The 26230-nt window shown below is 64.4% G+C and carries 19 protein-coding genes; 11 read left to right on the top strand and 8 right to left on the bottom strand.

Features of this window, described 5'->3' with window-relative positions; genetic code table 11:
• Window positions 1–152 precede the first annotated feature (152 nt).
• From BM031_RS22935 to BM031_RS22925, 3 genes are all read right to left on the bottom strand, one after another.
• The gene (locus tag BM031_RS22935; RefSeq protein WP_218147634.1) at window positions 153–473 is read right to left on the bottom strand and encodes a hypothetical protein; all 321 of its coding nucleotides are present in this window, start codon (window positions 471–473) and stop codon (window positions 153–155) included.
• A gap of 149 nt (window positions 474–622) precedes the next feature.
• Complete coding sequence (locus BM031_RS22930) at window positions 623–1384, bottom strand: Crp/Fnr family transcriptional regulator (RefSeq protein WP_091876945.1); 762 nt, start codon at window positions 1382–1384, stop codon at window positions 623–625.
• Window positions 1385–1407: 23 nt separating this feature from the next.
• Window positions 1408–1740, bottom strand: coding sequence for a VanZ family protein (locus BM031_RS22925; RefSeq protein ID WP_229409164.1), 333 nt, complete (start codon window positions 1738–1740; stop codon window positions 1408–1410).
• Window positions 1741–1961: 221 nt separating this feature from the next.
• Between BM031_RS22925 and BM031_RS22920 the strand changes: the two genes are divergently transcribed.
• The 3 genes from BM031_RS22920 (at window position 1962) to BM031_RS22910 (ending at window position 4484) form a co-directional block, all read left to right on the top strand.
• Complete coding sequence (locus BM031_RS22920; RefSeq protein WP_143084686.1) at window positions 1962–2222, top strand: hypothetical protein; 261 nt, start codon at window positions 1962–1964, stop codon at window positions 2220–2222.
• A 111-nt stretch (window positions 2223–2333) separates the two neighbouring features.
• Complete coding sequence (locus BM031_RS22915) at window positions 2334–3812, top strand: bifunctional diguanylate cyclase/phosphodiesterase (protein ID WP_091876941.1); 1479 nt, start codon at window positions 2334–2336, stop codon at window positions 3810–3812.
• A 183-nt stretch (window positions 3813–3995) separates the two neighbouring features.
• Window positions 3996–4484 (top strand): nuclear transport factor 2 family protein, encoded by a 489-nt coding sequence (locus BM031_RS22910; RefSeq protein WP_177207874.1) that lies wholly within the window; start codon window positions 3996–3998, stop codon window positions 4482–4484.
• 48 nt (window positions 4485–4532) lie between these two features.
• Here the strand turns inward: BM031_RS22910 and BM031_RS22905 are convergent, their stop codons facing one another.
• The 4 genes from BM031_RS22905 to BM031_RS22890 form a co-directional block, all read right to left on the bottom strand.
• Window positions 4533–5333 carry an HDOD domain-containing protein gene (locus BM031_RS22905; RefSeq protein WP_091876937.1) on the bottom strand — a complete coding sequence of 267 codons (801 nt, stop codon included), beginning with the start codon at window positions 5331–5333 and terminating at the stop codon, window positions 4533–4535.
• A gap of 150 nt (window positions 5334–5483) precedes the next feature.
• Window positions 5484–6593: an acyltransferase family protein gene (locus tag BM031_RS22900; RefSeq protein ID WP_177207873.1), complete on the bottom strand. Its 1110-nt coding sequence runs from the start codon at window positions 6591–6593 to the stop codon at window positions 5484–5486.
• A gap of 8 nt (window positions 6594–6601) precedes the next feature.
• Complete coding sequence (locus BM031_RS22895; RefSeq protein ID WP_091876933.1) at window positions 6602–7843, bottom strand: tetratricopeptide repeat protein; 1242 nt, start codon at window positions 7841–7843, stop codon at window positions 6602–6604.
• A complete protein-coding gene (locus tag BM031_RS22890; RefSeq protein WP_091876931.1) occupies window positions 7840–9756 on the bottom strand; it encodes a CHASE2 domain-containing protein in 1917 nt (638 codons plus the stop codon). The genes BM031_RS22895 and BM031_RS22890 overlap by 4 nt, the downstream gene beginning before the upstream one ends.
• A gap of 225 nt (window positions 9757–9981) precedes the next feature.
• Here BM031_RS22890 and BM031_RS22885 point away from each other — a divergent pair, with 225 nt between their 5' ends.
• The 7 genes from BM031_RS22885 to BM031_RS22855 all read left to right on the top strand — a co-directional run bounded on the left by BM031_RS22885 (window position 9982) and on the right by BM031_RS22855 (window position 23579).
• Complete coding sequence (locus tag BM031_RS22885) at window positions 9982–11397, top strand: FecR family protein (protein ID WP_229409162.1); 1416 nt, start codon at window positions 9982–9984, stop codon at window positions 11395–11397.
• Window positions 11398–11828: 431 nt separating this feature from the next.
• On the top strand, window positions 11829–16178 hold the full coding sequence (locus BM031_RS22880; RefSeq protein WP_091876929.1) for a DUF4214 domain-containing protein: 4350 nt from the start codon (window positions 11829–11831) through the stop codon (window positions 16176–16178).
• Between the two features lie 170 nt (window positions 16179–16348).
• Window positions 16349–17887, top strand: coding sequence for a class I SAM-dependent methyltransferase (locus tag BM031_RS22875; protein ID WP_091876927.1), 1539 nt, complete (start codon window positions 16349–16351; stop codon window positions 17885–17887).
• A 198-nt stretch (window positions 17888–18085) separates the two neighbouring features.
• Window positions 18086–19915 carry a type I secretion system permease/ATPase gene (locus BM031_RS22870; RefSeq protein WP_091876925.1) on the top strand — a complete coding sequence of 610 codons (1830 nt, stop codon included), beginning with the start codon at window positions 18086–18088 and terminating at the stop codon, window positions 19913–19915.
• A complete protein-coding gene (locus tag BM031_RS22865) occupies window positions 19915–21267 on the top strand; it encodes an HlyD family type I secretion periplasmic adaptor subunit (RefSeq protein WP_091876923.1) in 1353 nt (450 codons plus the stop codon). Before BM031_RS22870 ends, BM031_RS22865 begins: the two co-directional genes overlap by 1 nt.
• 2 nt (window positions 21268–21269) lie before the next feature.
• Window positions 21270–22631, top strand: coding sequence for a TolC family outer membrane protein (locus tag BM031_RS22860; RefSeq protein ID WP_229409160.1), 1362 nt, complete (start codon window positions 21270–21272; stop codon window positions 22629–22631).
• 372 nt (window positions 22632–23003) lie between these two features.
• On the top strand, window positions 23004–23579 hold the full coding sequence (locus tag BM031_RS22855) for a DUF4214 domain-containing protein (protein WP_091876919.1): 576 nt from the start codon (window positions 23004–23006) through the stop codon (window positions 23577–23579).
• Between the two features lie 150 nt (window positions 23580–23729).
• Here the strand turns inward: BM031_RS22855 and BM031_RS22850 are convergent, their stop codons facing one another.
• On the bottom strand, window positions 23730–24617 hold the full coding sequence (locus BM031_RS22850; protein WP_091876917.1) for a sulfurtransferase: 888 nt from the start codon (window positions 24615–24617) through the stop codon (window positions 23730–23732).
• A gap of 137 nt (window positions 24618–24754) precedes the next feature.
• On the opposite strand from BM031_RS22850, the gene BM031_RS22845 reads away from it, so the two are divergent.
• Window positions 24755–25888 (top strand): acyltransferase family protein, encoded by a 1134-nt coding sequence (locus BM031_RS22845; protein ID WP_091876915.1) that lies wholly within the window; start codon window positions 24755–24757, stop codon window positions 25886–25888.
• Window positions 25889–26230 lie beyond the last annotated feature (342 nt).

The raw sequence follows: 26230 nt of genomic DNA, 5'->3' as shown, positions 1-26230 counted from the left end.
ATTCGGTGCGTCAAGGTGGTGTGCATATGATTGGCTAAGCCGGATGAGCCCAAAATTATACTTCATCCAACAGCCAATCCGTTGTTACAGATGTAACACCTTGTCGCAAGTCAACATAAAGTTGTCATGGTTTGTCGTGCGCCGAAGCCGTGTCAGCTGCCCAGGCTGGTGAAGATGCCCACCGCCAGCTCTGCCCAGCAATACAGCAAGGCCAGGCCGACCGCGGCGGCGGCCAGCAGCCGGCCCTGGGTCGTGCGGACCTTGCGCAGTGCGAAGGTGAGTGCCAATCCAGCCAGGGCCAGCAGGACGCCGGCGGCGGCGAAGTCGGAACCGGTCCAGGCGACCTCGGTGGTGTACTGCATGGCGACGAGCGGGATAGTCAGGATGGCCGCCGTCACCAGCGCCACCACCAGCAGGCTCTTGCCCAGGCTGGGTTTCAGGGGCATGCCACGGTTGCCGGTCATCGTGCTCATTGTCTTCTCCTGGGGGGAAAGGCGGCCGGAAAGGGGCCGCATCGTCATGACAATAATGTATCACGGGGAAGCAGGCCCGGGCCGGGTTTTCAGGCCGCCGGCCGCGCGGCGGGCGCGACCGGATCCGGGTCCGTTCCGCAGCTGCGGAACTACGAGCCCTGCACCAGCTTCTGCAAGGCGTCCGGCTTCACGATGATCAGGCGGTGCGCATCCTTCTGCACGATGCCCTGCTGGGCCAGCGCCGTCAGCGCGCGCGTGACGGTTTCGCGGCTGGTATTGATCATGTTGGCGATGTCCTGGTGGGTCGGCAGGTTCTCGACCACGGCCTGGGCACCCGGCTCGACCTGCTTGTTCTTCTGCATCAGCACCAGGTAGGTATAGATGCGCTTGGCCGTGTTGTTGATGCTCAGCAGCGAGCGGAATTCCGAATCGCGCTGGATCTTCTCGGCCAGGTGCTTGAGCATGTGCTTGGCCACCGAGGGCGAGTGCGAGAACAGGTGCATGGCGGTGGCCGCCGGGAGGAAGGCGACCAGGGCGTCGGACATGGCCACCACCGACGCCGAGCGGGTCGAGTCGTTGATCAGTGCAATCTCGCCAAAGAAGTCGCCCGACGCCAGCATGCGCAGGCCGATCGCGCGGCCGTCTTCGGTCACGTCGATCACTTGCAGCTGGCCCGACAGCAGGAACATCAGGCCGTCGCCATGGCCGCCTTTTTGCAGCACGATGTCGCGCTTGCTGTACTGGCGGATCCGCAAATCCTGCTTGACCCGGATGATCTCTTCGTCGGACAGCTCGGCCAATAGCGGGATCTTGCGCAGGTGAATCTGTACCTGGCGCTCCTCGGGCACGGCGGCAGCGTCGTTCTCGGCGGGTGTCCGGCGGGCGGTAGCGGATTTCGCGGTCGCGGTCATGGTGCGTTCTGAAATGGCAGGCCTCAGAAGATGGGGACGACAAGTTGGGTGGCAATGGCGGCGAAAACAATACCGGCTGTGTTCGCAGCGATGTCGCGCCAGCAGAAGCGGCGGTCGGGCACCAGTGCGCCCTGCAGGCATTCGATCAGCCAGCCCGCGACGAGCAGGCCCAGCAGCCAGGACAGCGCTTCGATGCGCCCCTCGGCCACGCGCAACGCCAGGATGGCCAGCACGGCGAAACTCGCAAAGTGAAGGAATTTATCGTTTGGCAACGGCGGAAGCCAGCGGTTCGGAACCAGGCATCCCACGCATACGGCGGTCGCGGCCATGCCCAACAACACCAGATCTGCCACCACGATCACACTGTCCTTCCAGAGTTTCCAACAGCCGTGATTGTATACGGTCGAGCCTGTCAACGGTGGGATTGGGACCGATGCGGGCCACGGGTGGCGTGTGCCTGCAACGAAGCGTGATCAGGCTGGCAAGGGCACGGCCGGCGCGATGCGACCGGCAGCTTCAGGCAGGAATGGCCGGCTTCGCGCCAGTTGTGAGGAACGGTGGTTTCCATTGCACCGGCATGCGAATCGCCGTAAGCTGGTTCCATGGCATGGGGGAAGCAATGGAGCGGAACTTCTCACCCGATGGCCGCGACGCGGCCGGGCTGCTGCGCGTGCAGGAAATATCGCGCTACCGGATCGCGCTGGACGACGCCGATCCGGGCCTGCGCCTGCTCGCCCAACTGGCCGTGCAGGCGGCCGGCGGCGACCTCGGGGGCATTACGCTGGTTCACGACGTGCACGTGGCCGTGGTCACGGGCGCAGGCCTGACGCCCCAGTAGTTCGACCGCGCCGATTCCATCTGTGCCCACGCCGTCGACGTCCAGGCGCCGTTCTTCGAGGTGCCCGACCTCCATTGCGCGCCCCAGTTCGCAGCCAAGCAATTCCCCGAAATGCGGCATTACGCCGCCGCCACACTGTTCAGCCGGCGCGGCTATGTCCTCGGCACGCTGTGGGTGATGGCCTGCGTGCCCGGCCGGCTCGACGAATCGCAGCGGATGCTGTTGCAGGGGCTGGCCAGGCTGGTCGTCGATGCGCTCGAGCTGCGCTACTGCGACGCGGTGACCGGCATGCACAACCGCAGCTCCCTGGTCCAGCAGCTGCAGGACCTGATCACCCTGTCCGACCTGCCCGAGGTCGTGGTCGGCCATATCGACCTCGCGGGCTTCCACCAGATTAACGAGATCTATGGGCGGGAGACCGGCGACCGCATCCTGGCCGAAGCCGGCAGCCGGCTGCAGCGCTGGACCGGGCCCGCAGGCCTGGCCGGCCACCTGGGCGGCGACCGGTTCGGATTCGTGCTGCGCGGTCCGGTGCCGGACGAGCGCCTGCCCGACCTCCGGCTGGCGATCGACGCCCCGTTGGTGCTGCCGGAGGGACGCCTGCACCCGCTCAGCGCCCGGATTGGCGTGGTGCGCGAATCGCTGCCGACCCGCCTGAGCGCGGGGGGCCTGTTCGACATGGCCGAAACGGCGGGAAGCACGATCGGCGTCATGCATGGGTTCTCGGTGCTGCGCGAATACGGCGGCGTCATGCGCGACCGCTCGCGCATGCTGGAGGCGCTGCTCGACGTGCTCAAGGGAAGTCCCGATGCGGGCGACTTGAGCGTGTTCTACCAGCCCCAGGTCAATGTCGAGCACGGCTGCCTGATCGGTTTCGAGGCGCTGGTGCGCTGGCGCCATCCACAGCTGGGCATGGTGCCGGCGGCGAGCTTCGTGTCCCTGGCCGAGGGCAGTGGCCATTGCTTCGAGCTGGACATGCAGGTGGCGGCGCGCGTGTGCCGCATGCTGCGCCAATGGCGGGACGCCGGCCTGCCGGCCGTACCCGTCTCGCTCAACCTGTCGCGCGCCTCGCTGGTCAATCCGCGCCTGCCTCAGGCGATCGCGGCCCTGCTCGGCGAGACCGCGCTCCCGGGCGGGCTGCTCGAGGTCGAGGTCACCGAGGGCCAGCTGCTGGAAGCCCCGCAGGCCCTGCAAGTATGCGTGGCGGCGCTGCGCGCGCTCGGGCTGCGCATCGCGATCGACGATTTCGGTATCGGCTACTCGAATCTTGACGCCATCGCCAGCCTGCGATTCGACCGGCTCAAGGTCGACCGCCGGTTCGTGCATGGGGTGGCTGACACCACCACCACCGCCAGCCTGTTCCAGCTGATCCAGGGGGTGGCCCGCGTGTCCGGTGCGGAACTGCTGTGCGAAGGCCTGGAACGCCAGAGCGACCTCGACTGGCTGCGCAGCCATCACGCCTACTGTGTGCAGGGTTGGTACTTCAGCATGGCCCAGCCGGCCGAGCAGGCCGAGCGGCTATTGCGCAGCTGGCAGGACCAGTTGCGCGAGCCCGCCGCGCGCCCCGACCTGCATGCCCTGTTCGCCTGAGCTGCCGAGCGGGTGTTGCGCGCAAGCCTTGGTAAATGGACATTCGTGCGTGCGTGCGCGGAAGACGCCGCTATAATTTTCCTGAGTCAACAGATGTTCTATCAGGTTAATTTTATTTAAGCCGAGAGTTGGAGGAACCCGATGGTGCGCCCTTCGATCGCGAGCGGATTGCTCGCGCTGCGTGTGCTGCTTGTCCCGGCGCTGCTCTGCCCCCCTGGCGCGGGTGCGTCGCGCGCCGACGTCTTCGCGCTCGACGCAAGCGACGTGCAGGCCCAGTCGATCCTCGCGGCGGAGAAGCAGCGCAGGGAAGCGGTCGCGGGCGGCAATGTCGAAGCGCTCAAGCGGATCGTCAGCAGGGAGTATTACCACGTGGAGAGCAATGGCCGGATGCGGACCCGAACGGCCTTCCTGCAAGCGGTGTCGAACAAGGCGTTTGCGAGCGTCGATTACCAGCCGAGCGATACCGAAGTGCAGATGGCGCCCGGTGGCGCCACCGCCGTGGTGGTGGGCACCTTCAGCGCCGTCCAGCAGGCCGGTGTGCCCCGCAGGATCCGCGCACGCTTTGTACGGGTCTGGGTGCGCCAGGGCGGCGCCTGGGTCAATACGATCCACCAGAGCACCGAAATCGCGCCGGCCCAGGTGGTGGCGGGCGGCGACTGGCGCGCCAGGTAGGGACGGGAGCCGCGCCCTGGAGCGGGCTGTCCCGGCCTGGGCGTCGCGTCAGGCCGCCGCTGCGAAAGATGCGTGCGACGGGAAGCGCGCCCGCATCCATTCCATGCTCAGCGACAGTGCGCCCACGACGTCGGCCGGAAGGGTGTCGAGGATGGCGGGATCGTCGCTGGGCGTGTCGGCCAGCAGGCTTGCCAGGTGCACGACGCCGGCCAGCTTGCAGAAGGGCAGTACTACCATCGGGTCGGACGAACGTTCGACGGCGGCCACGATCCGGGCCGGGAAGTTCCAGCGCCGGCACAACTCGGCCGTGATCTGACCCTCCGACAGGCCCAGCAGGCGCTGTTCGCGTTCCCAGCGCGCGCCCGGCAGATGCGGCAGCTGCTCGATTTCGGCGAAGGCCGACGGCGCCACCTGGTAGATCAGCAATTCGCCCAGGCGCATGATCATGCCGGCCAGCCAGGCTTCGTTGCTGTCGGCGCCCGCACCGTTGGCAAGCCATTTGGCGTAGCCGGCGCAGGCCATGCTGCTTTTCCAGAATTCATCCGTGTCCAGCCCAGGCAACTGGGGGAAGGCATCGGCGAAGCAGGCGGCCAGCGCCAGGGTCCGGATGTGCGACATGCCGGCCAGCGCGATGGCGTCGTCGAGCGAACTGACGTTGCGGCTGGAGCCGAAGCGCGCGCTGTTCGCCAGGCGCATCAGCTTGGCGGTAAGGGCGGGGTCGCGCGAGATGATGGTGGCGACGCTCCTGGTCGTGGTGTCCTCATTGTCGAGGGTGGCGACCAGGGAATGCGCCACGGCGGAGATGGTGGGCAGGCGAACGTTTTCGAAGAAGCTGGCAAGGGTGGTCATGGGTTCTTCCGGTGGGGGGAGCCGTCAAGGCGTGTCAATACCGGCCCAGTGTAATGCCGTAGACCAACAAATTACGCAAATTTCGCGTCTTTTGCCCAGTTGTGTTGCTTCGCCGCGAATCCGCGCCCACGGCGACGCTGGAGCGCCAGGCTAGGCCGGCACCCGCTCGCGCTGCGGCTGCCGCGAACCCAGCCAGCGGCGCGTGGCGCGCAGCGCCGGCGACTCCACCGCATGCCAGCTGAGCATCGCCACGGGCACCACCACCGCCACCGTCGCCAGGGTCAAGCCGACCGGCCCCACCGGCGGCAGCACTTCGCGCAGCATGATAATCACCGGCCAGTGCCAGATGTAGATGCCGTAGGAGTAGTCGTGCCGCTGCACATGCGGCGCCCACGGCAGGCGGCGGCTGCCGACGCACAGGGCCAGGGTCACCGCGACCAGGGCGATGCCGAACCAAGTGAGCGGGCTGGGGGTGAGCGCGGCCGAACGGGTCCAGTTAAGCAGCAGCAATGCGACCGCGCAGGCGACGTGGCGCCAGCCGATGCGCAGGTCGGGGGCCAGGGTCTGCAGCAGCATCCCGACCAGGAACAGCGACCACATCCTTACTTCCCACACATAGCCGCTCGTCACTTCCGGAAACAGGTTGGCCGCCAGCAGCAGGAACAGGGCGGCGCCGCGCATCCAGCTGCGCAGCGGCAGGGCGGCCGCCAGGCCGACCAGCGCCACCATCACGTACATGCGGCCTTCCCAGTACAGCGTCCATAGCGGGCCGTTCAGGTCCTGGCCGCCGAGCACGCCGGCGATGCGCAATTCTTGCGGCGGGATGTTGTAGACCAGTCCATGCAGCACTGTATTGCCGAAGATGAAGCGCCACGGCGCGCCATCGAACAGGCCGCGCCAGCCGGGCGCCGAGAAGAACACGACTGCCACCACGGTGCTCAGCAGCAGGCAGGCGAACAAGCCCGGCACGATGCGCGCCGCGCGGCGCACGGCGAAGCGGCCCAGGTGCGGGTCGCCCATCCAGCTGCGCGCGATGAACATGCCGCTGATGACGAAGAACACGCCCACCGCGATCGCGCCCAGGTCGGTATTCGGCGCCAGCAGCAGGGTGAGCGGGTCGCGCCCCGGGGCCAGGCGGTTCATCAGCCAGGTGTGGTAGAGCACCACCAGCAGCGCGCACACCAGGCGCACCAGGTTGAAGCCGTTGTCGTGGGTGCCGATGGCCGATTCGAGGGTACGGGCTTGCGGTGGGTGTGCCATGGTCGCGGTCAGGGAAGCTGCCATTGCCAGCTGAGCTGCAACTGGCGGTTGTTGTACTGGAAGATCGAGATGTTCTCGCGGTTGCGCACCGCACGCGCTTCAAGCACCACCGACTGCTGCCTGTCGATCGCATAGCTCACGCTGCCGCGCAGCACCTGCGTCACCTGCCTGCGCACCTGCTCGATCAGACCCGGCGAATAGGCGCGGCTGCTGTTCCATGCCTGGTGCGAGTAGCCCAGTTCCGTATTGATGCCGTTCCAGACATGGCGGCGCAGCAGCAGGTTGGCGAAGCTGCCCTTGCGGTCGCCGCCCGGGCGCTGCGCCAGCGCGTGGTCGTTCTGGATGCCGAGCGTGGCGCTGGCATAGCTGCCGCCTTCGCGCCAGGACAGGTGGCTGCGCAGTTCCTGGGTGGTGGAGTCGAAATTGGTCAGCGACGGGAAGCTGTTGTAGGTGATCGCGCCCACCATATTGAGCTGGGTGCCGGTGGGCAGGCGCAGCGGCGGCACCACGCGCGCCTGCAGCTGCGCCTGGCGCTGGTAGAGCTGCCCGCCCAGCGTCACCAGGCCGAGCGTGCCGGTGGCGCGCAGGCGCCAGGCGCCCACGCGGTAGGGCGCTTCCAGGCCGGTGAACAGGGAGCTGGTGTTGTACTGGTGGAGCCGGTCGTTGTGGCGGATCTGGTACTGCGCGAAGGCCAGCACGCCGTTGGGCGTGACTTCGCGCATGTACTCGCCCGACACCTGGGTGTACTGGTCGTGGCGCGGCGTGAAGTCGCCCGCCAGCTCGTATTCCACCTGGCCGCCGGGCGCGTCGACCACGTAGCGCGTGGTGAGCGCGCCCTGGTTGACGTTCTGGTCGACGCCGCGGCCGGCCGTCACCACCGCGCTCGAGAACACGTCCCAGCGGTTGCAGCCTTCCTCGCGCGCGTTGGCGATCAGTTCCAGGATCCCCGCCGACGGATCGAAGCGGGTCTCGATGGTGGCGAACATGCGCTCGGCCTCGTCCGAGTTGCCGAGGGCACACTGGGTCAGCGCCAGTTCGAGCCAGGCGCCGGCGTGGTTGGGCGACTGCTCGATGGCCCGCCGCAGTTCGGCCGTGGCATCGGCGCGCCGGCCCTCGGCAATCGATTGCAGCGCCTGCAGGTAGAGGTCCTGCCCGGGCGGCCCGGCGACCTGCTCGTCGTCGGCGTGCGCGGCGCCGGCCAGCAGCAGGAAGGAAAGCGCGCACCCGGCGCGCAGCGATGAAAACCTCATGAACTGCCTTTGACTGCGGCCGCGCCGACGAATTCCAGCGGCGCGGTGCGTGAATGCGGAATGCCGGCCGGCGTGAACAGCGCGGTCAGCTTGCCCTTGCCGCGCAGGCGGCGTTCGCCCAGTGCGATGAAGGCATGGCGCTGCGCGCGTTCGACGGTGCCGGCGCCGACGATGACGTCGTGCGGGAATTCCCTGGCCGCCTGCTCCAGGCGCGACGCGGTGTTCACGCTGTCGCCGACGGCCGTATAGATGCTGCGGAACGAGGTGCCGAAATCGCCCGCCACCGCCGGGCCGCTCTCGATGCCGATACGCACCCGCAGCGGCGGGTGCCCGAGCGCCTCGCGCCGGCGCGACAGCGCGTCCACCCGATCGATAATGGCGTGGGCCGCGTCCAGCGCCAGGTCGGCGTGGTGCTCGACCGGCAGCGGCGCCCCCCAGAACGCCACCAGCCCGTCGCCCGTATATTTGTCGAGCGTACCGAGGGTGGCGATCACGGGGCCGGTGAGGCAGTCGAGGAAGTCGCGCGTGAGGGTGGCCGATTCTTCCATCGACAGCGATTCGACCTGGGTGGTGTAGCCCTCCATGTCGGCGATCAGGGTGGTGACGTCGAGCAGGCGCGGGGCCAGCGGATCGGCCAGGTCGCTGCGCAGCAGTTCCTGCACCACCGAGGGCGCGACGTACTGGCGCAGGGTGCCGAGCAGGTGGCGCGAGCGGTGCTGCGCCAGCTGCCACTGGTAGGGCACAGCCACCGCCAGCAGGAACAGGTTGGTCGCCAGCGGCGCGGTGGTCGAGAAGCCGGGGTCGTGCGGGGCAAATGTGTAGGCGGTCCACAGCCACAGCGCCGACACCACGCCCAGCAGGGCCACGCTGGCCGCCGCAGGCAGGCGCGGGAAGGCGAAGGTCGCCAGCAATGCCGACAGCAGCGCGAAGACGCAGGCTACAAGGCGTCCCGGCCACGGCGCCGGGGTCTTGCCCTGCTGGCGGTCGAGCAGGGCGGACAGGATCTCGGCCTGCACGCCCAGGCCCGGGCGGCTGGCCGCGTAGGGGGTAACGACGCGGTCGCCCAGGCCGAGCGAGGAGGAGCCGACCAGCACCAGGCGCCCTTTGGCGCTGTCCGGGTCGATCGCTTCGTTCAGGATATCGGTCGCGCTGACGACGGTGAACGCGCTCCAGTCGCGCCGGAACGGGATGCGTATGCGGTCGGCGTCCGGCATGTCCGGCGCCTGGGCGCCGCTGCAGCAACTCACCAGAGCCAGGCCCAGGGCCGGATAGTCTTGGCCCCCGAAGCGCGTGACCAGGGGAACGTGGCGCAGCACACCGTCGCGGTCGGGCACGAAGCCGATATTGCCGACGTTGCGCGCGCCGGCGAAACCGCCATGGTTGGCGATGTGGCCGTCGGCCGGATACGCGCGCGGCTGCCGGGCGGGCAGGGCGCCGGCGAGGACACCTTCCAGCAGGGGCTCGGGACGCTTGCGCTCATGGTCGAAGTCGAAGGCCTGGGCCAGCACCAGCGGGCCGTGGCTGGCCAGTGCCGCCAGGCGCATGTCGCCTTCCGGATCGCCCGCTTTCTCGCGCACGATGTCGAGCGCGACGCCGCGCGCCTCGTAGCGGCTGAGCAAGATCTCCACCAGGTCGGCGATGCGGGTGCTGGTCCAGGGCCAGGGGCCGACCGCGGCCAGGCTGGCTTCGTCGATGTCGACAACCAGGATCCGCGGTTCGGACTCGGTGGTGGCGTTCCAGCGGATGAACTGGTCGCGCAGGATTTCGTTGCCGAAGAATGCGCTGGTCAGCGTGGCGTTGCCAAAAAGCGACACCCCCAACGAGGGACCCCACTGGGCGAGCACGGTCAACAGCACTGCCGCCACAGCGATCGCCGCGCGCGCCAGAACTGCCCGCCGGCGCGGGGCCAGCATGCGGTTGCTCATTGTGGAAGGGGTAGCGGCCACGCCGGAGTAGGAGCGTTTAAAAAACGGATATTAATGGGGAGAAACGACAAGTATAACCTGAGGAAGTTGCTCTGCGGGCAAGTGCTACAAATTGTAAGCAGGGCGGGTAACGCATGAGTTTGCTCTAAAATGTGACGGTCGTCACCGAAAGGCTGAGCGCGGCCCGGATAATAGCGCGAAAAGGGGAAAACCATGTTGCGTCAAATACTCATCTTCAGTTCACTTGCGCTCGCTGCCCAGGCCTATGCGGCCGAGGCTGGCAAGGTCATCTTTGCCGCAGGCTCGGCCCAGGTCGCCGACAAGGCCGGCGCCGAAGGCACACCTGTGCAGGAAGGCGAGCTGTTGACGACCGGCAAGGATGGCTTCCTCTATGTGAAGACGATCGACAACGGCCTGTTCATCCTGCGCCCGAACACCAGGGCCAGGATCGTGGCCTACCATGTGGACGCGAAGAACCCGGCCAATACCCGCATCAAGCTCGAACTCCTCAGCGGCGTGGCGCGCAGCAAGTCGGGCGACGCCGTCAAGCAGGCGCGCCAGAACTTCCGCTTCAATACCCCGGTGGCGGCGATCGGCGTGCGCGGTACCGACTTCACCGTGTTCACCGACCAGGAAACCTCGCGCGTCGCGGTCCTGACCGGCGGCGTGGTGATGAGCGGATTCGAAGGCGCCTGCCGTCCGGAAGGCGGCGGCCCGTGCGAAGGCGCGGCCAGCCGCGAACTGTTCGCCACCCAGCGCGGCCAGCTGCTGCAGGTCAAGCGCGGCATTTCGGCGCCGCAACTGCTGCAGTCGAACGGCAGCGGCCCGGACCAGGTGTCGCCGCCGCGTGCGGACGAGCCGGTGGCCAAGGCCAGCAACAGCACCGCCGCGCCGATCCTCGACGCGCGCAAGAGCGATACGCTCGACAAGCTGGTGAGCCAGGCGCCGGTGCAGCCGGCCCAGCCGCAGCCGCAACCGCAACCGACGCCACCGACCGACCCGATCACGATGCCGCCGATTACGCCGCCGGTGAGCGAAGTGCCGGTGGTGGACGTGCCGGTGGTCGTGCCGCCGGTCGAGACCGTACCGCCGGTGCCGCAGCTGCCGGAACGGACGATCCAGTGGGGCCGCTGGGTGGCGCTGGCCGGTCAGCCGGTCACCATCAGCAGCACGGCGCCCGAGGGAGCCGATCGGCTGTTGGGCGGCGAGTACGCGATCATTCGCACCGCCGGACGTGACTACGTGGCGCCGGAGCGGGGCAGCGCCAGCTTTGTCCTGAAGGATGGCGCGGCGACGATCACCAATGCCAATCAGGGCACGGTGGTGACCTCCGCCGCAGTGACGAACGGCCTGTTGGCGGTGGACTTCGGCAAGGCGAGCTTCGTCACCAGTTTCGACGTGGTGAACGGCAAGGAAGTATTTAATATGATGGCCGACGGCAGCATCGCCAAAAATGGCCTGTTTGCTAACTCCTTGATTGATACGTTCACGCGGCCGCAAGCCAATAACATGACGGTTAATGGTGTATTAGGCAACGAAGATGGCGGCAAGGCGGCTTATCTATATAAGCGCATCCTGGACGATAACCGCATCATCAATGGGATTACCATCTGGGGCGCCAGTAAATAAGTTGTCTATCCTCTAATGAAGACCCCGGCCGAGCCGGGGTTTTTTCATTGGGACGCCACACCGGCGTCACATCAAATTGTTTCCAGTTGTAAGGCAAGCTCAGCAGTGACAATGGCTGGAATCGTCAATTCCGTCATGCGTTCTGCATGGAAATGAAACAAATATTCAGAAGCGTAGAGGGCTGGACACCAAAGGATTTATGCCATGGCTGGCGCATCACAATACGATCTTGCGCAACCTTTGCGCTTCTCTGATAATGGCCGACCACAAAAGGCGCGTGGATTTTTACAACTTTGGGACAAAATTGTTGTTTGGTGTGATGACCGTCACACTAAGCCCTGACTGCCCTCTGTCATCATTCGCCCCGTTGGATTGCAGAAGTCCATAGCGATGCTGCAAATTTAAACCTTACTGAAACTTAGGAGCAATACATGGGTATCTACACCGAAGCAGTGCAAAAGCTGTACGTCGCTTACTTCAACCGTCCAGCTGACTTTGGCGGTCTGGCATACTGGGAAAAGATCGTTACCGCTGCAAACGGTAACACCTCGGCTGTGTCGGCTGCTTTTGCTGCCTCGCAAGAATACAAGGACACTTACGCAGGTAAGTCGGCCTTCCAAGTCATCAACACCATCTACAACAACCTGTTCGGCCGTGACGCCGAGCCGGCAGCTCTGCTGTTCTGGGGCGACGCACTGAACAACCGCGCTGTCACCATCGACAACGCCGTGACCACCATCGCCGCTGCTGCTCAGAACGCTGACGCAGTCGCATACAAGAACAAAGTTGCTGCTGCAACCGCGTTCTCGGCATCGCTGGACACCACCTCGGAAATCCTGGGCTACGACGGCGCCAAGGCTAACGAAGCTGCCAAAATCTGGCTGTCGACCGTCAGCACCGATGCATCGCTGGCAGCCGCCATCGCTCCTGCAGCGCTGTCGACCACCGTTAACAATGTCGCTCAAATCGGCCTGTCGACCACCGGCACCACCGTGGCCCTGACCACCGGCGTCGACACCCTGACCGGCACCGCTGGCAACGACACCTTCAACGGCCTGATCGATGCAACCAGCGCGACCAGCCCAGCAACCACCCTGACCGCACTTGACAGCATCAACGGTGGCACCGGCGCCGATACCCTGGCCATCACCGCGCTGACCGCGATGACTGCTGCGCCATCGATCTCGGTATCGAACGTGGAAGTCGTGACCGTGCGCGCTGCCAGCACCGTGACCGCTGACATCAGCGCATGGACCGGCGTCGAGCAGTTCAACATCACCGAAGCAAGCGGCAACGTCAACGTCGCTGCTGCTGGCACCACCAACATCAACGCCACCTTGAAAGCCAACGGCGCTGCTGTTACCGCTGTCAACGGCGGTAAAGATGTCGTCGTCAAGATGACCGACGTCGCTTCGACCGCACAAGACATCAACGTCGGTCTGGTTACCGCGGCTAAAGGCGTCGTGAGCGTGGAATCGATCGGCAAAGCTGCCGTTCTCGGCTCCGGCCTGACCCTGGGCGACATCAACGTTAAGGGCGGCACCACCGTCAACGTGACCCAGACCGCAACCTCGGCTGCCCCAACCGGCGTTGGCGCTGCTACCACCTACAACCTGGGTGCGGTCACCGTGACTGGCGAAGCGTCGACCACCACCGTGAACGTCAAGCAGACCGCGACCATCTCGGCTCGCGAAGGCATTGCTGATGTTGCTGAAGTGCAAGAAACCACCACCCTGAAGTTCTCGGCAGTGACCGGTGGCCAGACCGTGAGCGTTGGCGGCCTGACCTTCACCGCTTCGAAGAACCTGACCGCAGCTGAAGTCGCTTCGGCATTCTCGAACCTGGTTCGCGGCACCGTTCCTGTTGCTGGCGACACCCAAGGCTCGGGCCTGGCACTGAACGGCACCTACACCGGCGCCCTGAACGGCTGGAATTCGGCCGCAGCTAATGGCGATAGCGTGACGTTCACCGCACGCTTCGGCGGCGTGGCTACCGACCTGACCGTCGGCGGCACCGCAACCCTGCCAACCCCGACCACCGTGCAAGGCGTGGACGAAGACGGCCAAGTTGCACGCCTGGGTGTCAACACCGGTGTCGTGACCGTGAACGATGCAGCTGGCTCGATCAAGACCATCAGCATCGATGCATACGCTAACGGCTCGTCGATCATCGGTGGCGCAGTGCTGGACACCCTGAACCTGTCGAACGCTGCTAGCGGCGCAGGCATCAATGTCGCTGACACCGCTGCTACCCTGGCGCTCAACCTGAGCGGCGTGGCATCGACCGGCGGCACCGCAGCAATCGGTTTCACCGCTGCTCCGACCACCCTGAACGTGAAGAGCACCGGTGCAAACCGCGCTACGATCACCGCAGCTGCTACCGAAACCCTGAACGTTTCGGGCACCGGCACCCTGACCGCTGGCGCTGGCCTGTCGGGCGTGAAGACCATCGTCGTCACCGAAACCGCTGGCCTGTCGCTGTCGGGCTCGGCTGCTTCGATCACTTCGGTCAACACCACCGGTACCACCGGCACCGTGACCACCACCATCGACGGTTCGAAAGCAACCTACACCGGCGGTGCAGGCGTTGACACCGTGACCCTGAGCACCACCTCGGTCACCAAAGCCATCACCTTGGGCGCTGGCAACGACCGCGTCAACCTGGCTGACGGAACCACCGCAATCGCAACCGAAGGTTCGATCGCTGCTGGCGACGGCACCGACATTCTGGGCATGCTGGCTGCCGACGCTGTCACTGCATCGCAGGGCACTACCTTCGCTGGCAAGGTCACCGGCTTCGAACGTCTGTACCTGCGCGGCGCAACCGGCACCCAAGAAGTCGAAGCTGACGTCCTGGGCGCGTTCAACGACATCGGCGTGAATGCTGTGGTCGGCGGCTCGATCACCATCGACGGCCTGACCTCGGGTGCTACCCTGCGCCTGAGCGACAACACCAACGTTGCTACCACCCTGAAGATCAAGGGCGCAGCTGACAGCACCGCTGACGTGGCAAACATCATCATCACCGCTGTCAACGCGGTCGATGGTAACAATGATTCGAACGGCACCGTCACCATCGCTGAAGTTGAGACCATCAACATCACGACCGCCGATGGCCTGACCGAATCGCCAACTAACTTCTCGCCAGACACCCAGAACCTGACCCTGGCTGCGACCAAGGCCAAGGCAATCGTTGTCACCGGCAACACCGCGCTGAACCTGACCAACACCGGCAACATCAACGTTGCTTCGATCGACGGTTCGGCAATGACCGCCGCTCTGACGGTCCAGGCTGCTGGTAACACCGCCACCACCATCACCGGTGGTTCGGGCAACGACATCCTGACCGCTTCGGCTCAGGGCGGCGGCAACATCGCGCAGGTCAGCACCCTGACCTTTACCAACGGCGCTGGCACTGCTGGTATCGCTGCTAACGACCAGATCAAGGCAACCGTGGCCGGCCAGGACTTCACCCAGAACTTCACGGGTGACTTCAACGCCACCATCGCTGCTCTGGCTCTCCAGATCAACAACAGTGTTCCTGCAGGTGTGAACGCTACCGCCGTCAACGGCGTGATCACCATCACGGCTGAAAACGCAGGTACCGCGTTCAGCGCCAACACCTCGTTCACGTCTGCATATACCGCGGCAAACGTGACCGGTGCATACGCTGAAGGCAACGTGAACTACGTCGCCGACGTGGACACCATCACCTTCACCGACGGCGCTGCTGCCGGCGCACTGGACGGCGACGATGCCCTGACCGTGACCGTGAACGGCAAGGCATTCACCCAAACCTTCGTCACCGACTTCGCAGCGACCGTGGCTGCCTTGGCAGGCCAGATCAACGCTGAAGCCAGCCTGGATGCAACCGCAACTGCTGGTGTTATCACCGTCACCGGTACGAATGCTCCAGTGGTCATCACCGCTGTTGCTGGTGTGAACGGCACGACCCCGACCACCGCTACCGGCGTCACCGCCGAAGGCGCCGTGAACTTCGTGGCCGATGCTGATACCCTGGTCATCACCGAAACTGCAGCACTGGGCGCTGGCGACACCATCCGTGTCAACATCACCAATGCTAACGGTAGCGTGAGCACCGCCGACATCGCGTTCAACACCGATCTGGACACCACGATGGCCGCAGTCGCAGCCGCCGCTGATGCCCTGGCCGGCTTCGACGCAAGCTACGTTGCTGGTACCAACACCCTGACCGTCACCGACGCACTGGGCAACGTGCCGGTCACCGGCCTGTCGCTGAGCGTTGTCGACAAGACGACCTCGTTGACCAGCTCGTTCACCACCACCACCTCGAACCAGGCAGTGGTTGCTGCTTCGGACGTGCTGATCGGTGGCGCCGGCAACGACATCTTGGTGTCGGCGCAAGGCATGGCTACCCTGACCGGTGGTGCAGGTGCTGACCTGTTCCGCGTCGGTGCGCCTTCGCTGAACGTCAATAGCTACGCGACGATCACCGACTTCACCAGTGCTGACCTGATCCAGTTCGCTGGCGCAGACAGCTTCGCAGCAGCACGTGTGACCCTGGGCGCGACCGCCGTGTTCCAGGATTACGCTAACGCCGCGATCAACAGCATCGGTGGCAATGACCTGGCATGGTTCCAGTTCAACGGCGACACCTACATCGTCATGGATGCGATGACCGGTCTTGGCAACGGCACCACTTTCGAAAACGGTCACGACATGATCGTCAAGCTGACCGGCACCGTTGACCTGTCCAACGCGTCGTTCAACGCACAGTACGGCACTGTCGGCCTGATCTAATCTTCCCGGAGACAGGCCTATCCGCAAGGATGGGCTTGCGAGAAGCTGCAAAAACCCCGGCGTTTCGGCGCCGGGGTTTTTTTATTTTCGTGTTCTTGCCGCTAGATTTCCGTCAATCTGGTCAATCCATGCTGGTACCATGTCGCATTCATCATTTTCGAGGAGGCGGCATGTCGGATTGGACTGGCGGTTACGTGGCGGACATCGTGTACACCCACGGTTATTATGCGGAGCTGAATCCGCAGCGCCTGAAACTCGCCTTCCTGATGGCGGGCCACGTTTTTCCCGAGGTCGGCACCGCGTGTGAGCTCGGGTTCGGCCAGGGGGTTAGCACCAATGTCCATGCCGCCGCTTCGGTGACGCAGTGGTATGGCACCGATTTCAACCCAGCCCAGGCCGGCTACGCGCAGGAGTTGGCGGCTGCTTCCGGCGCCCACGCGCGACTGTACGACGAAGCCTTCGAGGATTTCGCCAATCGCAGTGACCTGCCAGAGTTCGATTTCATTTGCCTGCACGGCATCTGGAGCTGGATTAACGACGCCAATCGCCAGGTCATCATCGATTTCATCCGCCGCAAGCTCAAGGTCGGGGGGGTGGTCTACATCAGTTACAACACCCAGCCGGGCTGGGCGGCAATGGCGCCGCTGCGCGACCTGCTGGCAGAACATGCGCAAGTGATGGGGGCGCAGGGTTCCGGCATCGTGCCGCGTATTGATGCCGCCCTCGATTTCGCCAGCCGCCTGCTTGCCGGGGGCGCTGCCTATGGACGCGCCAACCCGGGCGTTGCAAAGCGACTGGAAGCGATCGGCAAGCAGGACCGCCAATACGTTGCTCACGAATACTTCAATCGCCATTGGGTGCCGATGTCGTTCGCCAAAATGGCCGAGTGGCTGGATGCCGCAAAACTGACCTACGCGACTTCGGCAAGTTATCTGGACCACGTCGATTCGATTAACTTCAATGCCGATCAGCAGCAGATGCTGAAGGAGTTGCAGGATCGGATGTTCCGAGAGACTGTGCGCGATTTCATGGTCAATCAACAGTTCCGCAAGGATTATTGGGTGCGGGGGGCGCGACAGTTGGCCCCGCTCGAGCAGCAAGAGCAACTGCGCCGCCAGCGTTTCGTGCTGGTGCGCGCCCCCGACCGGATTACATTGGCGGTGAGCGGCGCGCTCGGCGAAGCCAACATGCAGGAGAACGTCTACCGGCCGATCCTCGCGCGTTTGGCGGGCTTCCAGCCTTTCTCTCTGGGCGAACTGCAGGAAGAGATGAAAAGCGAGGGAATTGCGGCGGGCGCGGTGCTGCAGGCCATCGTGATCCTGATTGGCAAAGGTGTCCTGGAGCCGGTGCAGGACGCGGCACTCATCGACGCTGCGCACCCGACCACCCGCCGCCTCAATCGGAAGCTGTGCGAGCAGGCACGCCATACCGACACCGTGTCGGTGCTGGCGTCGCCTGTCACGGGAGGTGGACTCTCGTTGGGACGGGTAGACCGTCTCTACCTGCTGGCCCGGGCTAACGGCGCGGCCAACACCGAAGACGCAGCGCGCTTCATCGTCGACGCTCTGACAGCCGCGGGCCAGAATCTGGTCAAGGACGGAAAAGCGCTCGATCTGCGCGAGGCAGCGCTCGCCGAGGGCATTCGCATCGTCAAATCGATGGACGAACAACTGCTTCCGCTGTTGACGGCCCTGCGCATCGACTGCTGACGCAGATTCTCCGCCACGCGGATGTCGCTGTCCTACCACACTCCCACCCGCCTGGGTGGGAATTTTGCGTGCCGAAATATCCAAAAAATGTGACGTGCATCACATTTTCTAAAGCGTTTGAGCGATAATGTCTCACCCGCTCCTGCCGAGTCCGCTTTACGTGCAGGGGGGATTCCCTCAAGCGTTCTCACGGACCCAATGAATACCAAACTTTTCAACAAGAAAAACGAGATCGAGCAGGCACTGCTCGCTTTCAAGAGCACGTTCTGGACGGTCGGCACTTTCAGCGCCATCACCAATATGCTCATGCTGGTGCCGTCCCTGTACATGCTGCAGGTGTACGACCGCGTGCTGGCCAGCCGCAACGAGCTCACGCTGGTGATGCTGACCGTGCTGATGCTGGGCGCCTACCTGCTGATGGTCGGCCTCGAGCTGGTGCGTTCATTCGTGCTGGTGCGCGTCGGTGCGAAGTTCGACATCAACATGAACAAGCGGGTCTATACCGCGGCCTTCGAGCAGAACCTGAAGCAGGCCGGCGGCAACGCCGGCCAGGCCCTGAGCGACCTGACCACGCTGCGCCAGTTCCTGACCGGTAACGCACTGTTCGCCTTTTTCGATGCGCCCTGGTTCCCGATCTACCTGATCGTGATCTTCTTCTTCTCGCCGGCGCTTGGTTTCTTCGCCCTGGGCGGGACGCTGGTCCTGGTGATCCTGGCGGTTGTCAACGAGCGTGTCACCAAGAAGCCGCTGACCGAAGCCAACAGCATGGCGATCGCCTCGACCACGATGGCGACCAACAACCTGCGCAATGCCGAAGTCATCGAATCGATGGGGATGCTGCCGAACCTGATCGGCCGTTGGAACAAAACCCACGGCAGGTTCCTGCAGCTGCAGGCGGAAGCAAGTGAAAAGGCTGCCAAGGTGGCCTCCGCCACCAAGTTCGTGCAGGTGTCGCTGCAGTCGCTGGTGCTGGGCTTCGGCGCCTTGCTGGTGCTCGAAAACAAAATGACCCCCGGCATGATGATTGCCGCATCGATCCTCGTGGGCCGTGCGCTCGCGCCGGTGCAGCAGGTGATCGCCGTGTGGAAGTCGTGGAGCAGCACCCGCAGCGCCTTCGAGCGCCTGACCAAGCTCCTGGAAGCCAACCCGGCCCGCGACGCCGGCATGCCTTTGCCCAAGCCGAATGGCGCGCTGACGGTGGAAAGCGTCACCGCCGGCCCGCCGGGCTCCAAGGCCCCGATCATCAAGGGCCTGAGCTTCGGCATCAATCCGGGCGACGTACTCGGCGTGATCGGCCCGAGCGGTTCGGGCAAGTCGACCCTGGCGCGTTTGCTGGTCGGCGTGTGGCCGGCCGCGATGGGCAAGGTGCGCCTGGACGGCGCCGACATCTACCAGTGGAACAAGGGCGAACTCGGCCCGCACATCGGCTACCTGCCGCAAGACATCGAATTGTTCAGCGGCACCGTGAGCGAGAACATCGCCCGCTTCGGCGAGATCGATTCGGAAAAAGTGGTGCTGGCGGCTCGCCGTGCCGGCGTGCACGACATGATCCTGCACATGCCAGGCGGCTATGATACCAAGCTGGGCGACGGCGGCGCCGGCCTGTCCGGCGGCCAGAAGCAGCGCATCGGTCTGGCGCGCGCCATGTACGGCGACCCGTCGCTGATCGTGCTCGATGAACCGAACTCGAACCTGGACGATATCGGCGAACAGGCGCTGGTGCAGGCCGTGGCCGACCTGCGCCAGCGCGGCAAGACCATCGTCCTGATCACCCACCGCACTACCGTGCTGGGCGTGACGAGCAAGCTGCTCCTGATGCGCGACGGCGCGGCCCAGATGTTCGGCCCGACCAATGAAGTGCTGGGCGCGCTGCAGGATGCCAACAAGAAGGCCATGCTGGCACAGCAGCAGGCGGCCCAGCAGGGCGCCGCGCAACAGCAGGCAGCCCAGCAGGCGCAGCAGCAGCAACAGCAGCAGCGCGCCCAGGCAGAGGCAACCGCGAATGCGGCTACCGGAGAAAACAACTGATGAAACTGCTCAAGAGTGATACCTCGGATGTCGTCTCGCACGACGTGACTCCGGTGGAAGTGAATACCGATGCGCGCAGCTATGCGCGGGTCGGCTGGATCGTGGTGCTGCTGGGCTTCTGCGGCTTCATGCTGTGGGCGCTGACGGCGCCGCTCGACAAGGGTGTGCCGCTGTCGGGCACCGTATCGAAGGAATCGAACCGCCAGGCGGTCCAGCACCAGACCGGCGGTACGGTGCAGGAAATCCTGGTCAAGGACGGCGATACGGTCAAGCGCGGTCAGGTGCTGGTGCGCATGAACCAAATTATGGCGAAGTCGGCGTTCGAGATGACCGAAGGCCAGTACCTGACTGCCCGCGCCAGCGAGGCACGCCTGGTCGCCGAGATGAACAACCGCCGCAGCATCGCCTTCCCGGCCGAGCTCAAACAACGCAGCAGCGATCCGCGCGTGGCCGAGATGATGCGCCTGCAGGAGCAGCTCCTGCTGTCGCGCCAGTTGTCGCTGCAGAGCGAACAGTCGAGCATTGACGAGAACATTGCCGGCCTCAAGCTGCAGATGCGTGGCCTGGAAGAATCGCGCAACAGCAAGAAGGACCAGATGAACTTCCTGAAGGAACAGCTCGCCGGCATGCGCGACCTGGCCAAGGAAGGCTACGTCGCCCGCAACCGCCTGCTCGACCTGGAGCGCACCTATGCCCAACTGGGCGGCGCGATCTCGGAAGACATCGGCAACATCGGCCGCGCCCAGCGCCAGGTGATGGAACTGAGCCTGCGCCGCACCCAGCGCGCTTCGGACTACCAGAAGGAAGTCCGCACCCAGCTGACCGAACTCCAGAAAGAAGCCGAGGCACTGGCCGCGCGCCTCGAGGCGCAGAAATTCGACCTGCAGGGCGTGGAGGTGAAGTCGCCGGCTGATGGGGTCGTCGTTAGTTCGGCCGTGTTCACCAACGGCGGCGTGGTGCCGCCGGGCTTCAAGATGATGGATATCGTGCCGAGCGGCGACCCGCTGGTGATCGAGGGCCAGCTGCCGACCAACCTGGTCGACAAGGTGTCCCCGGGCCTGCCGGTGGAGCTGATGTTCTCGGCGTTTAACACCAACAAGACCCCGCACATCGATGGTGAAGTGGTGCAGGTGTCGGCCGACCGTTCGATCGAAGAACATACCGGCATGCCGTACTACAAGGTGCGCGTGAAGGTGACGCCGAAGGGCGCCAAGAAGATTGCCGAGCACAAGCTGAACATCATCCCGGGCATGCCGGTGGAGCTGTTCGTGAAAACCGGCGAACGCACCATGATGAACTACCTGCTCAAGCCGGTGTTCGACCGCGCCCAGTCGTCGATGAGCGAGGACTGACCGTGAGCCGACTGTTCAAACGCCATATCGGAAGCATGCGTGCATGCGCGCTGGCGGTGGCCGCGGCGCTGGCCGCCGGCAACGCCGGCGCGATCAGCCTGCAGCAGGCCTACGAGGCCGCGCTGAAGAACGACCCGACCTACCGCATGGGCTATTACGCGAACGAGGGATCGAAGGAGATCCGCATCCTCGGCCGCTCCGGACTGTTGCCGAGCGTCTCGGCCAGCTTCAACGGCAGCAAGAACGTGATGGACCAGGAAACGACCGTGCAGACGCTCCTCGGCCCCAGGACCCAGCTCGACCATCCGAAATACATCAGCCGCTCGTCGGTGGTCCAGCTGCGCCAGCCATTGTTGAACATGGATGCGGTGCAGCGCTACCGCCAGGGCAAGGTCCAGACCGCCCAGGGCGCCGAGCAGTTCGAGGCCGACACCAACGAGGTGGCGGTGCGCGTGGTCAGCGCCTACATGGACGCGCTGTTCTCCGACGAGCAGGTGGCGCTGGCGCGCGTGCAGCGCGACGCTTACGCCGAGCAGCAGAAGGTCAACCAGCGCCTGTTCGAAAAAGGCGAGGGCACCCGCACCGACATGCTGGAAACCCAGGCCCGGCTCGACCTGGCAGAGGCCATGCTGATCGAGGCGCAGGACGGCGCCGTGGCCCAGCGCGCCGTGCTGGAAGGGATCATCGGCGGCGAGGCCGGCACGCTCGACCAGCTGTCCGAAGGCTTCCGCGTCGGCGGGCTGATGGAAGGCAGCTTCGAAGAATGGAGCAAGCGCGCGGTCGAGAACAACAATGAGCTGGCGGTAGCCCGCCTGGCGGTGGAAAACACGCGTCTGGAAATCGGGCGGCAGAAGGCGGGCCACCTGCCCCGTATCGATGCCATTGCCACCTACAGCAAGGGTGACAACGAAACCATCAACACCCGCGGCCAGGAAAACCTGAACCGCAGCATCGGGGTGCAGGTGAACTTCCCGATCTATTCCGGCGGCGCCGTCAACGCCCAGACCAGGCAGGCGGCGGCGAACTACGAGCGCGCCCGTGCCGACCTCGAAGCGCGCACCGACAAGGTCACGGTCGAGGTGCGCAAGGCCCACAGCCTGCTGCAGAGCAGCGTGCGCAAGGTCGATGCGCTGGTGAAGGCCGTGGAATCGGCCAAGCTCCTGATGACCGCCACCGAGCAGAGCATCAAAGGCGGCGTGCGCATCAACCTCGACCTGCTCAACGCCCAACAGCAACTGTTCACCAGCCAGCGCGACCTGGCCCAGGCACGCTACGCCTACCTGATCGCGGTGCTCCGCCTGCGCGCGCTGACCAGCAATATCGGCAGCCAGGAAATCCGCGAAATCGCGGCCTACTTCCGCTGACCTGCCCGTGCGGACCGGCGCCGGCCGGTCCGCACAGTCTCCCGCTTACCACATCCTGTCCGCCAGGAACTGGTAATGCAGGCGTCTTCCTCCCCTGTTCTCTTTCACCTGAACATCTTTTCGAGCCAGTCAACAGATGGGTGACGACCGTCCGCGCGTGCCTGCGCAAGCCGCATGGGAGCGCGCTTCGCGCTCATCCGCAGGGCGATCGACGCGAGCCTCGAAACGCCTCAAAAAACCATAAAATCCCGCAACTGATTTCTGTATGTCATTGATTTTAATGGGGAATTAGTCGAACACCGCTGAGTGAAACGCGCCCCCGTTTCGCGTGTTACGGTATATTTTCATCACCAACCTGATGAGGAGGCCGTGATGGCAACTGACTACGTTAACGAAGTCCAGAAACTGTATGTGGCATATTTCAGCCGTCCCGCGGACCCGGGCGGCCTGACGTTCTGGGCGAACCGGCTGCAAACCAATCCCAACGGCTACCAGAATATCGCCCTTGCATTTTCCAGCTCGGCCGAATACCAGGCGACCTACGGCAACATGGACAACCGCGCCGTCGTGGCGGAAGTCTATGAAAACCTGTTTGGCAGGGTAGGGGAGGCGGCCGGCATCGATTACTGGACCAATGCCTGGAACAACGGCTCGATCAACATCGGCAACGTGGTCACTGGCATCGCCGCGGGCGCGCAGAATAACGACCGGATCGCGTACAACGCCAAGGTAGGCGTATCGACACTGTTTACCAACCGTATCGATACCAATGCCGAGATTGCCGCCTACCAGGGAGTCAAAACCCAGATCGCGGTGGATTACATTGCCAAGGTGAACAGCTTCGCGACAGGCGCGACGTACTCCGACCTGGGCCTGATCGACGCAGAGGTTGCGCGCATCGTCGGCACCCCGACCGGGATCAGCTACGACGACATGGAATTAGTGTGAAATAATATTTCAAAAACTACGGTATTTTGAAATATTATTAAGGCAGTCCGGACCTTGCAGCAGGCCGATATGGCGCAGGCAGCGCACGATCGTGGCAGGGGCCGGAAGGATTCGCAGGGTGGGCGCGATCGTCGCCCACCCGTCGAGGGATTACAGCGCGGCCGGTTCCTGGCCCGCGTCCACGGCAGCGCGGCCGTTCTCTTTCGCGCAATGCGGGCACGACACTTCATACACATAGTCCGGCGACAACTGCTGGCGCGGCGTGACCACGGCGCGGCAGGCGAAGCACTGCACGGTTTCGGTTGGCTCCAGCTTGGGATTGAGCGCGGTGCGGTAGTCGAACACGAAGCAGTCGCCCTGGTAGTGCTCGCCGCCGACCTCCTCGAAATACTTCAGGATGCCACCGTCGAGCTGGTACACGCGCTCGTAGCCGATTTCCTTCATGTGGATCGCGGCTTTTTCGCAGCGGATGCCGCCGGTGCAGAAGGTCACCACCGTCTTGCCGGCCAGCTCATCCTTGTGCTGGGCCGCGACGGCCGGGAACTCGGTGAACTTGTCGATGCGGTAGTCGAGCGTGTTCTCGAAGGTGCCGACATCGACCTCGAAGGCATTGCGGGTTTCCATCATCACCACCGGCACGCCCTCGTCGTCATGGCCCGCATCCAGCCAGCGCTTGAGCGTCTTCGGGTCGACCGAAGGCGCGCGGCCGAGTTCCGGCTTGATGAGCGGCATGCGCATCGTGATGATTTCCTTCTTGATCTTCACCAGCATGCGCTTGTGAGACTGCTCGCCGGACAGGCTTTCCTTCCACTCGAGGTCGGCCAGGCGCGCGTCGCTGCGGACCCAGGCCAGGAAGCGGTCGATCTGCTCGCGCGGGCCGGACACGAACATATTGATGCCTTCCGGCGTGAGCAGGATGGTTCCTTTCAGCCCCAGCTCGTTGCACTGCTCCTGGTACTGCGGGCGCAGGTCGTCGAGATTGTCGAGGGTGATGAATTTGTAGGCGGCGATATTGACGTGCATGGCTGCGGAAGACATAGTCTGGAAGGCTGGTGAAGACAGCCGGATATTATAAGTCAGCTGGTGGCGGGTGCGGCAATTCCAAGGGGAATGGAGCCTGTTTCGCATTAGAATGCATGGACTAGAACAACAGGCCGCCAGGCCGGACTCATTCCATGCATTCCCTGAACATCCAGTACAACCCGCGCATCGACCAGCTGCGCTGGCTCGCCGCCACCCTCGTTTTCCTGTTCCATTTCCATCTTGAATACGCCGGCAATGGCGGCATCCGCCTCACCGGACCCTGGACCGCACTGGTCACCGAAGGCCATACCGGCGTCGGCCTGTTCTTCACGCTGTCGGGCTTCCTGTTCATGCAGATCGCGCTGCACCAGGGGCAGATCGTGTACAAGGACTTCCTGCGCAACCGCTTGCTGCGGATCCTGCCGCTCTACCTGGTCATTTTCCTGGTTGCCACCTCGATCGGCCGCGACAAGTTCGCGCCGCAAGACCTGCTCTACCTGTTCGCCTCCAACCTTGGCCTGGCGCCGACCTCGGGCACCGTGATCACCGGCGCCGCCTGGACCATTTCGCTGGAATTCCTGTTCTACATGGTCTTCCCCTTCCTGGCGCGCTTCACAATGGAGCGCGGCATCGCCTACCTGGGCGGCTGGCTGTTGCTGATGGCCTTCTTCAAGGTGGCGGCGTACACGGTCAACGACAACAGCACGCTGATGTTCTTCAGCACCTGGGTCGGCCGCTTCGACCAGTTCCTGATCGGCATGGCCGCAGCCATGCTGGTGGCCCGCTGGCGCGCGCCGCTGGCCAGGTTCGCCCCCGTGCTGCTGGTGGCCGCCATCGCCTTCGTCATGTGGGACACCGCCCTGATGCACCGGGTCGCCCCCTTCGGCGCAGCGCCCAAGGCCTCGCTCTGGATCTGGTGGTCGATGGTGGAAAGCGCCGGCTGGGCCGCGCTGATCGTGGCCTGGGTGTCGTTCCAGCCGCGCCTGCCCGGGGTGGTGGAGCGCGCGCTGAGCCAGGGCGGCAAGGTCAGCTTCTCGTTCTACCTGCTGCACATGGGGCTGCTGCATATCTTCGCCACCCGCATCGGGCTGGTGGCGCCGACCGGGATGCCGTGGGTGGATGCTGCCATCATGCTGGCGGTGGCGTACGGCGCGACCTGGGGCTTGTCCACGCTGTGCTACCACATTGTGGAGGAGCCATTCCTGCGGATGCGGCGCAACTACGGTTCCCGCGACGGGACCGTAGGGTGGTCGGCTCCGCCGACCGCGCGTTCAACCCAATCTTGAATAGCCCCCGCCTCGTGAACGCACATGTGATCTGAACGCGCGGCCGGGAGGACCCGGCCACCCTGATATGTATTGACCCGTCAAGCGTTTCTTTCTTTTTCCTGCTTTTCGCTCGTTTGGGACGTGACCCGTCAGGCGGCAGCCCAAAGGCACCGCAAATTGGCGGGGTATGGGCTGCAAGGCCCATGCTAAACCGCAGTATCCGTGGACTCCAAGTTAGCGTCCGGCGCGGCTGCCCGGTCATGCTCAATCGGTCCGATGAGCCGCGCCTGTAGACGTCTTACATGTTTGAGTGCCGGTGCATTATCCAATGCGCTTACAGCAGAACGGGCGGCGAAACGA

The organism is Massilia yuzhufengensis (assembly GCF_900112225.1).
Taxonomy (GTDB): domain Bacteria; phylum Pseudomonadota; class Gammaproteobacteria; order Burkholderiales; family Burkholderiaceae_D; genus Telluria; species Telluria yuzhufengensis.
This window is presented reverse-complemented; position numbering and strand designations above follow the sequence as displayed.

Coding starts and splice junctions, on each gene's coding strand:
- BM031_RS22935 (WP_218147634.1), bottom strand. CDS start 473: ATGAGCACGATGACCGGCAACCGTGGCATGCCCCTGAAACCCAGCCTG.
- BM031_RS22930 (WP_091876945.1), bottom strand. CDS start 1,384: ATGACCGCGACCGCGAAATCCGCTACCGCCCGCCGGACACCCGCCGAG.
- BM031_RS22920 (WP_143084686.1), top strand. CDS start 1,962: ATGCGAATCGCCGTAAGCTGGTTCCATGGCATGGGGGAAGCAATGGAG.
- BM031_RS22915 (WP_091876941.1), top strand. CDS start 2,334: ATGCGGCATTACGCCGCCGCCACACTGTTCAGCCGGCGCGGCTATGTC.
- BM031_RS22905 (WP_091876937.1), bottom strand. CDS start 5,333: ATGACCACCCTTGCCAGCTTCTTCGAAAACGTTCGCCTGCCCACCATC.
- BM031_RS22900 (WP_177207873.1), bottom strand. CDS start 6,593: ATGGCACACCCACCGCAAGCCCGTACCCTCGAATCGGCCATCGGCACC.
- BM031_RS22895 (WP_091876933.1), bottom strand. CDS start 7,843: ATGAGGTTTTCATCGCTGCGCGCCGGGTGCGCGCTTTCCTTCCTGCTG.
- BM031_RS22890 (WP_091876931.1), bottom strand. CDS start 9,756: ATGCTGGCCCCGCGCCGGCGGGCAGTTCTGGCGCGCGCGGCGATCGCT.
- BM031_RS22885 (WP_229409162.1), top strand. CDS start 9,982: ATGTTGCGTCAAATACTCATCTTCAGTTCACTTGCGCTCGCTGCCCAG.
- BM031_RS22880 (WP_091876929.1), top strand. CDS start 11,829: ATGGGTATCTACACCGAAGCAGTGCAAAAGCTGTACGTCGCTTACTTC.
- BM031_RS22875 (WP_091876927.1), top strand. CDS start 16,349: ATGTCGGATTGGACTGGCGGTTACGTGGCGGACATCGTGTACACCCAC.
- BM031_RS22870 (WP_091876925.1), top strand. CDS start 18,086: ATGAATACCAAACTTTTCAACAAGAAAAACGAGATCGAGCAGGCACTG.
- BM031_RS22865 (WP_091876923.1), top strand. CDS start 19,915: ATGAAACTGCTCAAGAGTGATACCTCGGATGTCGTCTCGCACGACGTG.
- BM031_RS22855 (WP_091876919.1), top strand. CDS start 23,004: ATGGCAACTGACTACGTTAACGAAGTCCAGAAACTGTATGTGGCATAT.
- BM031_RS22850 (WP_091876917.1), bottom strand. CDS start 24,617: ATGTCTTCCGCAGCCATGCACGTCAATATCGCCGCCTACAAATTCATC.
- BM031_RS22845 (WP_091876915.1), top strand. CDS start 24,755: ATGCATTCCCTGAACATCCAGTACAACCCGCGCATCGACCAGCTGCGC.